Below are 12,431 nucleotides of genomic sequence, written 5' to 3' on the forward strand. Positions count from 1 at the left end.
ATACAGATCGGGCTTTTTCATTCTCGGAGGTGTACCTGTGGCCAAGCTGGACAAAACCCTTGAGGAATGGCGAGCGATGCTCGACCCCGAGCAGTACAACGTTTGTCGCCTTAAAGGCACCGAACGGCCGTTTTCCGGCCAATACAACAGCACCAAGACCCCGGGCGTCTACCATTGTGTGTGCTGTAACGAGTCGCTGTTCGATTCCGACACGAAGTTCGATTCCGGCTGCGGCTGGCCAAGCTTCTACGCGCCCATCGAAGGCAGCGCCGTGGTCGAGGTGCGTGACGTCAGCCACGGCATGATTCGTACCGAGGTGGTCTGCTCCCGATGCGATGCGCACCTGGGCCACGTATTTCCGGACGGCCCGCCGCCGACCGGGTTGCGTTACTGCATCAATTCGGTGTGCCTGGAGCTGGTCCCCCGCAACTGAGGGGGCTGCGCCGGCTTATAAGTCGTCATCACCCTCGATAATTGAAGTGCGCGCTATTCAATTGCGCGCTAACTTCAGTTTCTGTTTTTTCTCCGGGAGCCCTTGTCATGAGCCAGAACCTGCTGAACATCGCGTGCACGACGATCAATGGCGAGCAGAAAACCCTCGCAGATTTCGCCGGCAAGGCGGTGCTGGTGGTCAATACGGCCAGCAAGTGCGGTTTTACCCCGCAGTACAAGGGATTGGAGAAGATCTGGCAGGATTACAAGGATCGGGGGCTGGTCGTGCTGGGCTTTCCGTGTAATCAGTTCGGCAAGCAGGAGCCGGGGAGCGAATCGGCTATCAGCGAGTTCTGTGAGTTGAATTTCGGTGTCACGTTCCCGCTGTTCAAGAAGGTCGACGTCAATGGCAGCAACGCTCATCCCTTGTTCGTCGAGCTTAAAAAACAGGCCCCCGGTGTTCTGGGCACCGAGCGCATCAAATGGAATTTCACCAAGTTCCTGATCGGCAAGGATGGTCAGTCGATCAAACGCTTCGCGCCGTTGACCAAACCTGAAGACCTGACCGGCGAAATCGACGCGCTGCTCAAGTGAGGGTGTCGGGAGGCGGGCGTACAATCCATTGATCCAGAAGGCTGACCAGCTCGGTGCGGCGAAAAGGCTTGGCCAGGTAGTCACTCATGCCGGCAGCCCGGCAGCGCTCTCGCTCTTCGGGCATGGCATTGGCAGTAAGGGCAATGATCGGAAGCTCTGGCCAGCGTCCGCTCTGACGGATCCGTCGGCTTGCCTCGTAGCCATCCATCACCGGCATGTTGCAGTCCATCAGCACCAGATCAAACGTGTGCCGCTCCAATTGTTCCAGCGCTTCTCCTCCGTGGCTGCTGACCACGACCTCGCACCCCAGCTTGCTCAACATGCCTTTGGCCACTAACTGGTTCACGGGGTTGTCCTCCACCAGCAGGATTCTCGCCGAATGGGAACCGCTCAGTTCGTTGGCCAGCAACAGGTCGTCGGCAACCGCCTGCTCCTGATGCAGGATGCGACGCAGCGTCTGATACAGCGCGTTGCGCGCCAGCGGGCGTGCCTGTTGCTGCAAGGGTGCCAGCGCGCTGACCTGTTCGCTGGGCATGAAGTTGCCATAAGCGGTCACCAGCAAAATCGGAATGTGCGTGGCCGGGCGCAGTCCGAACAGGCATTCGGGGCAGTCGGTGATCAATAATTCCGGCTCGGCTGTGCTCGCGGCCCTGTCATCAACGTCCCATCGCTGAACGTCGATACCCCAGGCGGGGAGCAGGCTGCCGAGCAATTCCATCAGCCCGCTGCCTGAGGTGCTGACCACCGCGACACGGCCTCGCAGCGTTGGCAGCGCTACGGCCGTCAGATGAATGGGCAACGGCAGATCGGCACAAAACCGGCTGCCCAGGCCCGATTGTGAATGAATGCTCAAATGGCCGGACATGGCCTCGCAGAGGTTGTGCGTCAGGGCCAGGCCCAGGCCAGTGCCGCCGAACTGCCGGGTAATGGCCGCCTCAGCCTGGGTAAACGGCTGGAATATTCTGGCCTGGGCTTCCTGGGCGATACCGATGCCCGTGTCGCAGACCTCGATACGAACCTTGTTTTCCTGAGTGTCGGCATCCAGATAGTGGCTCAACCGCACATCCACACGGCCAAAACGGGTAAATTTCAGTGCGTTGGAGAGCAGGTTGCTGACGATTTGGCGGACTCGCGTCGGGTCGCCAATGATTTGCGTGGGGAAGTCAGGGGCAATCAGGCAGGTCAGTTCGACGCTCGGGGCGGCGTTTTGCGACAGCAAGTTGGCGGTGTCCTCCACCAGCATGCCGAGATCGAACGGGATGTGCTCCATCTCCAGCTGTCCGGCATCGAATTTGGACATGTCGAGGATGTCATTGAGTAATTCCACCAATACTTTGCCCGAGTCATGGGCGATGGACAGTTGCTGGCGCTGTTCGGCGTTGAGCGGGCCATCCAGCGACAAGGCCAGCATGCCCAGCAGCCCGTTGAGGGGCGTGCGGATTTCATGGCTCATGTTCGCCAGGAATGCCGAACGGGCGTTGGCCATGTCCAGGGCGGTGCTGCGGGCGATCTGCAATTCTTCGTTGGACTGGCTCAAGCGTGCATTGCTGGCCTTGAGTTCAGTGGTGCGCGCAGAAACGATGTCTTCGAGTTCATTGAGGTGGGCGGTGAGGCGGTCTTCGGCGTCCCGGCGTCGGGCGAACTCGGTGGCGACGCTTTCGAACTGGCGGTTGGCCACCTTGACCAGTACGCCGATTTCATCATTTTCGTGGTGGGCCGGGCAGTGCACTTTATTTGCCGTGGGGCTGCTGGGGTCGCGGTTGCTCAAGGATCGAATCACCCGCACCAGCGGTTTGGTCAGGGTGATGTAGAACAGCAGCATCATGATCCCGGCCAGGGCGAGGCTACGCACGAATCCGGTGATCAGGGTGATTTCGGCGCGCTGCAGGAAGTGACTGCCGAACGCGAAGGTGTCCACGTTCAGGCGCAAGGTGCCAATGGATTCATTGGGCATGTGATCCAGATGCAGTGGGTCTTCGAACTGGCGACTTTCGCCGAACAAAAAGTCGCTGATCACTCGATAGGGGCTTTGGGCAAAGGGCCGCTCGACGCTGGACAGCACCATATTGTTGTTGTCGGTCAATCGGGCACTGACGACGGCAGGCGATTGCAGCAGGCCCAGCGTCAGCTCCTGCGCCAGTTCGGCGTCGATGTTGTAGGCAATGCGCGAGGCGGTGTTGTGGCTGATTTCCAGCAGGGAATGAATTTCACGATCGATGGAGGCATCTTCGCTGGCATAATCGAGGGTGATTTGTAACAGACTCAGCACCGTTCCAAGGATGAAACCCACCAGAACAGTGAGCCGCGCCTGCTTGTACGAGAGCCGGTTAGTAAACGCTATATCCATAGGGGCCCTGCTACTTCTCGTGTCTTCGCGGGGCAAGCATAGCCGATCAGCTCTTGGCTTTATCAACTATCTAAGGAGATATCGTGGATTCTCGTTTGAATGCTTTTCTCGAGCGCGCCGATGCCGTTCTTGCGCGTCTGGAGCCGTTGTTGCCAGCGCCTCGGGAGACCGTCGACTGGAGCAAATCCCTTGCTGCACGCTGGGTTAAAGAGGGACGCAGTGGTTACCTGATGCCATTGGAGGTCAGTCTCGATATGCGCCTGTCCGACCTCATCGGGGTTGACCTGCAGCGCGAACAACTGGGGCGCAATACCCGTCAATTCATCGACGGCCTGCCCGCCAACCACGCGCTGCTCTGGGGCTCGCGGGGCACGGGCAAATCTTCGTTGATCCGCGCCTTGCTCGCCGAGTACGCCCAGGCCGGTTTGCGCCTGATCGAGATCGAGCGCGATCACCTTGGGGATTTGCCTCGCGTGGTGGAGTTGTTACACAAGCTGCCCCAGCGTTTCGTGCTGTTTTGCGACGACCTGTCCTTTGAGGCGGGCGAAAGTGATTATCGGGTGCTCAAAAGCGTGCTCGATGGCTCGCTGGAACAGGCGCCGGACAATGTTCTGCTATATGCCACGTCCAACCGTCGCCATCTGGTGCCGGAGAAAGAAAGCGACAACGCCAACTGGAAACATATCGACGGTGAACTTCACCCCAGCGAAGCGGTGGAAGACAAGATTGCCCTGTCTGACCGCTTCGGCCTGTGGCTGTCGTTCTATCCCTTTACCCAGGAACACTTTTTGAACGTGGTCGAGCACTGGATCACCCAGTTGGCACTGACTGCCGGTCTGGTCTGGCAGCGCGACGACGAACTGGACAAACTGGCGATCCGCTGGGCAACCGGGCGCGGCAATCGTAATGGCCGCTGTGCCTACCAGTTCGCACGTTATTGGGTCGGCCTCAAGCTTCTGGAGCAACAACCATGATTGATCTACACACTACCGGGACCGGTCTGGACGGTTATCGTCTGCTGGCCGCGCAACTGGAATCCCTGCTGGCGGATGAGCGCGACTTTATCGCCAACGCTGCGCAGTTCTCGGCGTTTCTTTATAGCCAGCTTGAAGACCTGAACTGGGCAGGCTTTTACCTCAATCGTGAGCAAGAGCTGGTGCTGGGGCCATTTCAGGGGCAAATCGCCTGTGTGCGGATCCCGTTCGGTCGCGGCGTATGCGGCGCGGCGGCCCAGAGTGGGCAAACCCAGCGTGTGCATGACGTGCATGAGTTTCCCGGTCATATCGCCTGCGACAGTGCGTCAAACAGCGAACTGGTGGTGCCGTTGATCAAGGAAGCGCGCCTGATTGGCGTTCTGGATCTGGACAGTCCGAGTGTCGGGCGTTTCTCGGAAGAGGATCAGCAAGGGATCGAGGCGTTGGTGCGGATATTTCTGAAGGCTACTGACTGCTGATGAGGTCTGGGTGTCGGCGCGGAATCACGTTGGAGCGAGGCTGGCCCGCGAAGGCATAATCCACTGCGTCAAACCTGTCGGCTGCCCCCGCTCGCTCCAGCGGGGGAGGGGGTTGCCACGCGATGGGACTTCCCATCAGTCGTAGATGACCTTTTTCTTCCACTCCGATTCAACCTCGTCGGCCTTCAAGCCTTCAGTCAAGGCGTTGTCGTCGTCTTCGGTCGGCGCAATGTTGGTCAATACCATGGAGTTGGCGCGCGCCAGTTGTTTCTCCATGGCCAGGAGTGCGTGCTGGTAGGTGACCGGATCCGGCTGGTTGCGCAGGTACTGCACGCCGCGTTCGAAGGCCAGGCGTGCCTGGCCGGGTTGATCCTGCGACAGGGCGGCCTGCCCCAGGTTATTGAAGAACTCGATATGAAGCATGACCAGAATGTTGCGGATCTCGCGGATCCAGTGCTTGGCTTCGCTGGTCTGCAGGAAGCCGTCATGGGCGGCGCGAGTGACCTGGCCATGCAGGGCTTCCAATAGAAAGCGCACGTCCTTGGCCTTGGCTTCAGTCAGGATTGGACTTGGCGGGTTCGTCACGACGATGGCTTCGCCCTGGGCGACCAGTGCATTGAGTTCGCCGATGCGGGTTTTAATCTGTTCGCTGCTTTTATCGAGCGTCAACATGCGCTGCAGGACGTTGAGCTCCAGGCGCGTCATCAATAGCTTGAGTGCCGGCGTGACCAGTTGGCCCGGGAACGTCTCTGAAATTTCAGTGCAGCGGCGCAGGCGATCACCCAGCTCGACTTTTGCCCGTGCTTTATCCAGCTTGGCGTTCTCAGCCACGTGGTTCAGATAGCCAATCGCGATCAGGAGTGCGATGCCAGCTACAACCATCAGTGTAATCATGAGTGGTGTCACCGCGCGAACCTCTATTGCTTAAAGTAATTTCGCAGAGTGTAGTGGCTAAGCACTATTGCGCATAGATGTACTGGTCGGACTTTACGTATTCATGGCGCCATTGGCATGGCACATTCCCGAGCGCGACAATCGGGTGAAGGTCGGCGAAGTCATTGATTTAGATAAATTTTCAGAATGGGGTTGACGACCTTTCAATCCATCCATAGAATGCGCGCCACTTACAGCGTAAAGCACACAGCCAAACGCAAATAAGTAGTGAATGTTGTACGTGTGTCCCCTTCGTCTAGTGGCCTAGGACACCGCCCTTTCACGGCGGTAACAGGGGTTCGAGTCCCCTAGGGGACGCCATTGCGGGAATAGCTCAGTTGGTAGAGCACGACCTTGCCAAGGTCGGGGTCGCGAGTTCGAGTCTCGTTTCCCGCTCCATTTTTAAGCAGCTTTGCTCTCGGGCGAAGTTGAGTGAAACCAGAACCAATTCTTCGGATGCGGATTTGGGCACTGAAATACACACCATGTGTTTCAGTTAGCGTGTCCCCTTCGTCTAGTGGCCTAGGACACCGCCCTTTCACGGCGGTAACAGGGGTTCGAGTCCCCTAGGGGACGCCATTGCGGGAATAGCTCAGTTGGTAGAGCACGACCTTGCCAAGGTCGGGGTCGCGAGTTCGAGTCTCGTTTCCCGCTCCATATTTATGAAAACGCCGCTCAATAGAGCGGCGTTTTTGTGTGTGCGTTATTTAGCAGGTTGCGGACAGTAACTGAAAGGCCGGTCCTGCCTCGTGGAACCGGCTTCAGCCGGCCCCAGGGTGTCAGGCGCCTAGAGAGCCTGGCCGCGAGCGACCTGACATGACCGGCCAGCTTTTTTGGGGGGAGTTCAGGGTAAAGTTGATCGCTTCAGTCGTCGCTGACATCTCGCATCAACAATCCAAACCGCAGATCTACCGCTTCCGGGATCGGTATATACACGGTATGCCCATCCCCCGGTGCCACCCCGATTGCTTCACCCTGGGTGTTCTGCAAGTACTCCAGATCAAAGTGGAAGTTGCCTTGGGGTGTCATCAATTCCAGGTTGTCGTCCAGATTAAAGCGATTCTTGACCTTAACTTCTGCCAGGCCATTGCGTCGCTCGCCGGTCAGCTCCCCGACAAACTGCTGCCGCTCGGATACCGAACTGCCGTTCTGGTAGTTCTGATATTCATCATGCACATGCCGACGCAGGAAGCCTTCGGTGTAGCCGCGCTGGGCCAGGGACTCCAGATCGGTCATCAGGCTGCGGTCGAACTCGCGACCCGCGACCGCATCGTCGATGGCGCGGCGGTAAACCTGGGTGGTCCGCGCACAGTAGAAATGGGATTTGGTCCGACCTTCTATTTTCAGGGAGTGCACGCCCATCTGCGTCAGGCGCTCCACGTGCTGCACGGCGCGCAAATCCTTGGAGTTCATGATGTAAGTGCCGTGTTCGTCTTCGAACGCCGGCATGAGTTCGCCCGGTCGATTGGCTTCCTGCAAAAGAAACACTTGATCGGTGGGAGCGCCCTCGCCAAGGGTAGGCTGGGGCTGGAACATCTGCACAATGTCGCCCGACGAGTTTTCAGTGGCCTGCTCGGCCGAGTATTTCCAGCGGCAGGCATTGGTGCAACTGCCCTGATTGGCATCGCGTTTGTTGATGTAACCCGACAGCAGGCAGCGCCCGGAGTAGGCCATGCACAGCGCGCCGTGGACGAACACTTCCAGTTCCATGTCAGGCACTTGCTGACGGATCTCCGCGATTTCTTCCAGGGACAGTTCCCGGGACAGAATGATGCGGCTCAAGCCCTGCTGCTGCCAGAACTCGACACTGGCCCAGTTCACGGTGTTGGCCTGCACCGACAAGTGGATGGGCATCTGCGGAAAATGTCGGCGCACCAGCATGATCAGGCCCGGATCAGACATGATCAGCGCGTCCGGTGCCATGGCGATGACGGGTTCCAGGTCCTTGAGGAACGTCTTGAGCTTGGCATTGTGGGGGGCAATGTTGACCACCACGTAAAAACGCTTGCCCTGAGCCTGGGCCTCGCGGATGCCCAAGGCCAGATTGGCATGATCGAATTCGTTATTACGCACGCGCAGGCTGTAGCGGGGCTGGCCGGCGTAGACCGCATCGGCACCATAGGCGAAGGCATAGCGCATGTTTTTCAACGTGCCCGCGGGGGCGAGCAGTTCAGGCTTCAAGAGGGGCATGGGAAGGGTCTGCCGCAAAAGCTGCTGAGGTTAATCTGCCGACGCGCAAGGTTTATTGATCTGGGTCTATGCGCCGGACAGCCAAGGGGTATCAGCCCGAATCCAGCGGCAAGCGAGTCGCCCGATACCCGGCTCCCATGCACTTATATATAGCTGGACGCGATTCCTATGCACCAAGCCGAGGCGGTGAGCGCCTTGGTAAACGCAGTCATTCGCCTTTTTGAACGATCACCTGAACCCATGATAGGCCGCTTGAAAGGGGTGAAAACGGCCTCGCAGCGGGGCGCTTAGCCCCTGTGACGTAAGCTGGCACAGATGCTGCTTGGTTACTCAACAGGTCCACCGCATACGCAGTCGAGTGGACAGCCCCGTCGGTCAACGAAGATCGAGCAGCCAGCAGGCCGTGGGCAAGATGGGTGAATCAGGCACAGAGGCCGGATCGACACCACAAATGAACAGGCAAAGGCGCCTGAAACCGCAAGGTTTCAGGCGCTTTTTTTTGCTTTTTTATCCGTGATTGGCTTTGCTGGGTGCTATCCATGAACTCCAAAATGGCTCATTTGGACACGTTGAAAACCCTGATCGTGATCGGCAACGGCATGGTCGGACATCATTGTGTCGAACAGTTGATCGCTGGCGGCGCGTTGAATGACTACCAACTGCATGTCTTCGGCGAAGAACAGATGCGGGCCTACGACCGGGTGCATTTGTCCGAGTATTTCTCCGGACGCGATGCCGAGTCGCTGGCGCTCTCCGATGCGGCGCTGTACCAGACGCCAGGCGTGACCTTGCATTTGGGGACGCAAGTGCTGGAGATCGACCGCGACGGTCAACAGGTCGTGACCGCCACTGGCCGCGTGCACTACGACAAGCTGGTGCTGGCCACCGGCTCCTATCCTTTTGTGCCGCCGATTGACGGGGCCCACGGCGATTCGCGCCTGGTCTATCGCACCCTTGAAGACCTGGACGCTATCCGCGCCGCGGCGACCAACGCGATTCGCGGTGTGGTGGTGGGTGGCGGTCTGCTGGGTCTGGAAGCGGCCAACGCGCTGAAAAGCCTTGGCCTGGAAGCCCATGTCGTGGAATTCGCGCCGCGCCTGATGCCCGTGCAACTGGACGAACAGGGCGGCATTGCGCTGAAGGACCGGATCGAGAAACTGGGCGTCGGCGTGCATTTATCTCGGGGCACACAGTCGATCACGGCTGGCGAGGAGTACCGCTACCGGATGAACTTCGGTAACGATGAATTCCTCGAGACCGATCTGATCGTGTTCTCCGCCGGTATCCGCGCCCAGGATGCCCTGGCGCGTCAGTCCGGTCTGGAGATCGGTCCGCGTGGCGGTGTTGTCATCGACAGCCAATGCCAGAGCAGCGATCCGCACATCTATGCCATCGGAGAATGCGCGGCATGGAACGGCAGTATTTTCGGCCTGGTGGCGCCCGGTTACCAAATGGCCCGTGGCGTTGCCGCGTTGTTGAGTGGCAAGGAGTGTGACCCGTTCATGGGCGCCGACATGTCCACAAAGCTCAAGTTGCTGGGTGTCGACGTGGGCTCCATCGGTGATGCTCATGGCCATACGCCGGGCTCGCGCAGTTATCAGTTTATCGACCAGACCACGGCCAGCTATCGTCGGCTGGTGGTGGATGCCAGCGGCAAGCACGTCATTGGCGCGGTGCTGGTGGGCGATAACAGTTACTACGACACCTTGCTGCAATACATGCAGAACAACATCATGCTGCCCAAGGAGCCGGCCAGCCTGATCCTGCCTTCCTCCGAGGGCGCGCCCACCCTAGGGCCAGCCGCGTTGCCGGAAACCGCCACGATCTGCTCCTGCCACAACGTGACCAAAGGCGCGATCTGTTCGGCCATCGACGGCGGCTGTACCGATCTGGGTGTAGTCAAAGCCCAGACCAAAGCCTGCACCGGCTGCGGCGGTTGCGCTGCCTTGCTCAAAACCGTGTTCGAACATGAATTGAGTGCCCGAGGCGTCAGCGTCGACAAAAGCCTCTGTGAGCATTTTGCCTACACCCGTCAGGAGCTTTATGCGCTGGTTCGGGTCGAGGGCGTGTCGACCTTCGAAGAACTGCTCGCCAAACACGGTCGCGGGCATGTCGGCTGCGACATCTGCAAGCCTACGGTGGGTTCCATTCTGGCTTCGTGCTGGAACCAGCCGATCATGGACGCCTCACTGGTGCCGTTGCAGGACACCAACGACACGTTCATGGCCAACATGCAGAAAAACGGCACCTACTCGGTCGTTCCGCGCATTGCCGGAGGTGAGATTACCGCCGACAAGCTGATTGCCATCGGGGTGGTCGCCAAAAAATATGACCTCTACACCAAGATCACCGGGGGTCAGCGGATCGACCTGTTCGGCGCCCAACTGCATGAGTTGCCGGACATCTGGGCCGAGCTGATCGCGGCGGGTTTTGAAACGGGGCACGCGTATGGCAAGTCCACCCGCACGGTGAAGTCCTGTGTCGGCAGTACCTGGTGCCGTTATGGCGTGCAGGACAGCGTGAAAATGGCCCTGACCCTGGAAGACCGTTACAAGGGGCTGCGCTCGCCGCACAAACTCAAGTTTGCGGTTTCCGGTTGCACCCGAGAATGCGCCGAGGCGCAGAGCAAGGATGTGGGCGTGATCGCCACCGAGAAGGGGTGGAACCTGTATATCTCCGGCAACGGCGGTATGCGGCCACGCCACGCAGAGCTGTTTGCTACCGACCTGGATGATGAAACCCTGATTCGCTACATCGACCGGTTCCTGATGTTCTACATCCGCACGGCAGACAAGTTGCAACGCACTTCCGTGTGGCGTGAAAGCCTTGAAGGGGGCCTTGATTACCTCAAGGACGTGATCATCCATGACAGCCTGGGCCTGGGGGCTGAGTTGGAGGGGCAAATGCAATGGGTGGTCGATCGCTACGAGTGCGAATGGGCAAATGCCCTTAATAGCCCGGAAAAACTCAAGCGCTTCCGCACCTTCGTCAACGACAAGCGCGCAGACCCGGATATTCATTTTGTTGAAGAGCGCGGCCAGCGTCGGCCGGCAACGGCCACTGAGCTCAAATTGATCCCCGTCACCGAAGAGGTGCTTTCATGAACCCGACACAGTCCGTCTCGTGGCACCCGGTCTGCACCGAACAGGATCTGGTGCGCAACTCCGGGGTGGTGGTATGGCTCGACGGCGCCCAGGTCGCGTTGTTCTACCTGTCCGGCGCCGAGGGTAAAACCCTGTATGCGGTGGACAATCGCGATCCGCAATCGGGCGTCAATGTCATTGGTCGTGGGTTGATCGGCAGCATCAAGGGTGAACTGGTGATCGCATCGCCACTCTACAAGCAGCACTTTCGCTTGTGTGATGGAAGCTGCGTCGAGTACCCCGACCAGCGTCTTAGAACCTGGCCGGTGCGCTTGCAGGGGGAGGAGGTGCAGATCGCGGTTGATCACGACATCTCGTAGCCACGCGGTGGCCCGTCAAGTTCAGGAAGGGCTGCTTAATTGAGGCATTTGTTCAGCACTTTCCCAGCGGCTTTATCCCGGCCAATAAAAAACCCTGTCAAATTGACAGGGTTTTTTATCAGCAGCCTGGAAATTATATCTTTCCGAGCAATACCAGTATCAGCAGAATAACGAGGATGGTACCGATGATGCCCGACGGCCCGTAACCCCAGCTGCGGGAATGCGGGAATACCGGCAGACCACCGACCAGCAGCAAGATCAGGATAATGATAAGAATTGTGCCGATGCCCATGACGAGTTCCTTCTAGTGTTCGTGGAGTGGCGAATAGCAGTTCAAGCAACAGTGCAAGCTCTTGCCAGACAGGCGTAACGTTTTTTGTTGCATCACTACTCCGACTGTCGCCTGTTGAAAAAAGTCCATGAGGTGTTTAATAAAATCCGAAAATAACAGACTGTCGAGTTGTTAGAAGATTATTGAACTTTATCGCGACTTTAAAGATCACGCTTTCATTAGCGTACCACCGCAGGTTTTATCCATGTTTTTTCGTCTGGCAGCCGACGCCGTCGTCCTGGTTCATGTGTTGTTCATTCTGTTCGCCTTGTTTGGCGGGCTGCTGGTGCTGCGTTGGCGTTGGGTCGGGTGGCTGCACATTCCAGCGGTGGTGTGGGGGGCCGTTGTGGAGTTTTTCCATTTTTACTGCCCGTTGACTCCACTGGAAAATACGCTTCGCAGCCGTGCCGGCATGCAAGGCTACAGCGGCGGCTTTATTGAGCATTACCTGATCCCGCTGATTTATCCCGTGGGCCTGACGCCCCAGATTCAACTGTGGTTGGGGGGTGTCGTCGTGCTCTGCAATGTGGTGGTTTACAGCTGGTTGGCGCGTCGACTGTGGCCGCGGCGAAAATCTGTGTAGCGCCTGGTTTGCCTGAGTCATTCAGCGTTCTGATGGTAGGTCGATTCGCGATTTGCAGTGGTTACACTGCGGCCTATCTTCTTCGCAACGACAAGGCGTTTCCCT

General features: G+C 58.3%; 11 protein-coding genes and 4 tRNA genes. 11 read left to right on the forward strand and 4 right to left on the reverse strand.

The genetic code is table 11. The features are described from left to right. Positions 1-37: 37 nt before the first annotated feature. Together msrB and ACP7B0_RS11675 are read left to right on the forward strand one after the other, a co-directional pair. A complete protein-coding gene (gene msrB / locus ACP7B0_RS11670; protein ID WP_426141474.1) occupies positions 38-433 on the forward strand; it encodes a peptide-methionine (R)-S-oxide reductase MsrB in 396 nt (131 codons plus the stop codon). Positions 434-540: 107 nt separating this feature from the next. Beyond that, entirely contained in the window at positions 541-1,026 is a 486-nt protein-coding gene (locus ACP7B0_RS11675; RefSeq protein WP_426141475.1) for a glutathione peroxidase, read from the forward strand. On the opposite strand, the gene ACP7B0_RS11680 is transcribed toward ACP7B0_RS11675, so the two are convergent. After that, positions 1,019-3,373: a response regulator gene (locus ACP7B0_RS11680; protein WP_426141477.1), complete on the reverse strand. Its 2,355-nt coding sequence runs from the start codon at positions 3,371-3,373 to the stop codon at positions 1,019-1,021. The two genes, ACP7B0_RS11675 and ACP7B0_RS11680, sit on opposite strands and share 8 nt — an antisense overlap. Before the next feature lie 83 nt (positions 3,374-3,456). On the opposite strand from ACP7B0_RS11680, the gene ACP7B0_RS11685 reads away from it, so the two are divergent. Together ACP7B0_RS11685 and ACP7B0_RS11690 are read left to right on the forward strand one after the other, a co-directional pair. Then, the gene (locus ACP7B0_RS11685) at positions 3,457-4,347 is read left to right on the forward strand and encodes an ATP-binding protein (RefSeq protein ID WP_426141478.1); all 891 of its coding nucleotides are present in this window, start codon (positions 3,457-3,459) and stop codon (positions 4,345-4,347) included. Next, positions 4,344-4,826: a GAF domain-containing protein gene (locus ACP7B0_RS11690; RefSeq protein ID WP_426141480.1), complete on the forward strand. Its 483-nt coding sequence runs from the start codon at positions 4,344-4,346 to the stop codon at positions 4,824-4,826. Before ACP7B0_RS11685 ends, ACP7B0_RS11690 begins: the two co-directional genes overlap by 4 nt. A 135-nt stretch (positions 4,827-4,961) precedes the next feature. On the opposite strand, the gene ACP7B0_RS11695 is transcribed toward ACP7B0_RS11690, so the two are convergent. Then, positions 4,962-5,720, reverse strand: a complete 759-nt coding sequence (locus ACP7B0_RS11695; RefSeq protein WP_426141482.1) for a hypothetical protein — start codon at positions 5,718-5,720, stop codon at positions 4,962-4,964. Between the two features lie 284 nt (positions 5,721-6,004). On the opposite strand from ACP7B0_RS11695, the gene ACP7B0_RS11700 reads away from it, so the two are divergent. The 4 genes from ACP7B0_RS11700 to ACP7B0_RS11715 all read left to right on the forward strand — a co-directional run bounded on the left by ACP7B0_RS11700 (position 6,005) and on the right by ACP7B0_RS11715 (position 6,416). Next, a tRNA-Glu gene (locus ACP7B0_RS11700) sits at positions 6,005-6,080 on the forward strand. Between the two features lie 2 nt (positions 6,081-6,082). After that, positions 6,083-6,158: transfer RNA gene (locus ACP7B0_RS11705), tRNA-Gly, on the forward strand. A 104-nt stretch (positions 6,159-6,262) separates the two neighbouring features. After that, a tRNA-Glu gene (locus ACP7B0_RS11710) sits at positions 6,263-6,338 on the forward strand. 2 nt (positions 6,339-6,340) lie between these two features. Next, positions 6,341-6,416 (forward strand) — tRNA-Gly (locus ACP7B0_RS11715). 207 nt (positions 6,417-6,623) lie between these two features. Here ACP7B0_RS11715 and yegQ read toward each other — a convergent pair. Next, positions 6,624-7,949, reverse strand: coding sequence for a tRNA 5-hydroxyuridine modification protein YegQ (gene yegQ / locus ACP7B0_RS11720; protein WP_426141484.1), 1,326 nt, complete (start codon positions 7,947-7,949; stop codon positions 6,624-6,626). A gap of 539 nt (positions 7,950-8,488) precedes the next feature. Here yegQ and nirB point away from each other — a divergent pair. Further along, positions 8,489-11,053 (forward strand): nitrite reductase large subunit NirB, encoded by a 2,565-nt coding sequence (gene nirB, locus ACP7B0_RS11725; RefSeq protein ID WP_426141485.1) that lies wholly within the window; start codon positions 8,489-8,491, stop codon positions 11,051-11,053. Continuing rightward, positions 11,050-11,412, forward strand: a complete 363-nt coding sequence (gene nirD, locus ACP7B0_RS11730) for a nitrite reductase small subunit NirD (protein WP_426141487.1) — start codon at positions 11,050-11,052, stop codon at positions 11,410-11,412. Before nirB ends, nirD begins: the two co-directional genes overlap by 4 nt. Positions 11,413-11,545: 133 nt before the next feature. Here the strand turns inward: nirD and ACP7B0_RS11735 are convergent, their stop codons facing one another. Then, positions 11,546-11,704: a DUF3309 family protein gene (locus ACP7B0_RS11735; RefSeq protein ID WP_080481998.1), complete on the reverse strand. Its 159-nt coding sequence runs from the start codon at positions 11,702-11,704 to the stop codon at positions 11,546-11,548. Between the two features lie 244 nt (positions 11,705-11,948). On the opposite strand from ACP7B0_RS11735, the gene ACP7B0_RS11740 reads away from it, so the two are divergent. Continuing rightward, positions 11,949-12,326, forward strand: a complete 378-nt coding sequence (locus ACP7B0_RS11740) for a DUF2784 domain-containing protein (RefSeq protein WP_426141489.1) — start codon at positions 11,949-11,951, stop codon at positions 12,324-12,326. Positions 12,327-12,431 lie beyond the last annotated feature (105 nt).

Source organism: Pseudomonas sp. DWP3-1-2 (assembly GCF_049896285.1).
Lineage (GTDB): Bacteria > Pseudomonadota > Gammaproteobacteria > Pseudomonadales > Pseudomonadaceae > Aquipseudomonas.

What these genes read in the sequence shown, in the direction of transcription:
- ACP7B0_RS11675 (WP_426141475.1), top strand. Translation starts at nt 541, where the DNA reads ATGAGCCAGAACCTGCTGAACATCGCGTGCACGACGATCAATGGCGAG.
- ACP7B0_RS11680 (WP_426141477.1), bottom strand. Translation starts at nt 3,373, where the DNA reads ATGGATATAGCGTTTACTAACCGGCTCTCGTACAAGCAGGCGCGGCTC.
- ACP7B0_RS11690 (WP_426141480.1), top strand. Translation starts at nt 4,344, where the DNA reads ATGATTGATCTACACACTACCGGGACCGGTCTGGACGGTTATCGTCTG.
- ACP7B0_RS11695 (WP_426141482.1), bottom strand. Translation starts at nt 5,720, where the DNA reads ATGATTACACTGATGGTTGTAGCTGGCATCGCACTCCTGATCGCGATT.
- yegQ (WP_426141484.1), bottom strand. Translation starts at nt 7,949, where the DNA reads ATGCCCCTCTTGAAGCCTGAACTGCTCGCCCCCGCGGGCACGTTGAAA.
- nirB (WP_426141485.1), top strand. Translation starts at nt 8,489, where the DNA reads ATGAACTCCAAAATGGCTCATTTGGACACGTTGAAAACCCTGATCGTG.
- nirD (WP_426141487.1), top strand. Translation starts at nt 11,050, where the DNA reads ATGAACCCGACACAGTCCGTCTCGTGGCACCCGGTCTGCACCGAACAG.
- ACP7B0_RS11735 (WP_080481998.1), bottom strand. Translation starts at nt 11,704, where the DNA reads ATGGGCATCGGCACAATTCTTATCATTATCCTGATCTTGCTGCTGGTC.
- ACP7B0_RS11740 (WP_426141489.1), top strand. Translation starts at nt 11,949, where the DNA reads ATGTTTTTTCGTCTGGCAGCCGACGCCGTCGTCCTGGTTCATGTGTTG.